This is a genomic window from Streptomyces africanus, assembly GCF_002150735.1.
Classification (GTDB): domain Bacteria; phylum Actinomycetota; class Actinomycetes; order Streptomycetales; family Streptomycetaceae; genus Streptomyces; species Streptomyces africanus.
This window is the reverse complement of the sequence record NZ_MUKA01000434.1, coordinates 1-570: the sequence shown is the minus strand read 5'-3', so window position 1 is coordinate 570 and position 570 is coordinate 1. Positions and strand designations below refer to the sequence as shown.

The following is a 570-nucleotide window of genomic DNA, read 5'->3' as shown; positions in this document are numbered from 1 at the left end:
CCCGGCGCACCTCCCCGCACGCCGCCGTGGTCGCCCGCATACCCACCGGCATACGCATCCCCGGCCCCACCGGTGTACCGACCCGCGTACCCACCCGCGTCCGCACCGCCCTGCCCCGTCTCGCGCACCGTCACGCCCGACGCCCGCCTTCCCGCGACCCAACCACCGTCGGTCTTCCGGACCCCGGAAACACCGCTGTACAACTCCCGTGCGACGACAGCGGATTATCCCTTCACCACCTGGTCCGCGTCCGCCCTGTCTGGTCAGCACGGGTGAAGTTCGGCGCGCCGTGTTGACCCGGCTGCGAGAATTCCCTTATGGCCGAGATCATCCAGCGTGACGGGGCCTGGGCCTTCGACGGCANNCGTGCCGCTGGAGGCGGTCTCGGGCGTCGTCCTCGAACCGGAACGCAAGCGCGGACGGCTCCGGTTGCGGCTGCGGGAGGGCGCCGATCCGCTGCTCCAGGCGACCGGGGGGCGGCTGCCGGACGCGGCCGATCCGTACCGGCTGGCGGTGGAGGTCGACCGGACGGGGGTCGCCGAGTACGTCGCCGAGGAGATCCGCCGCGCG

At 73.1% G+C, this 570-nt stretch carries 1 pseudogene; it reads left to right on the top strand.

From position 1 onward, the window contains the following. Positions 1-317 precede the first annotated feature (317 nt). Positions 318-570, top strand: a pseudogene (locus CCL05_RS38960) (DUF4429 domain-containing protein); the annotation flags it as partial.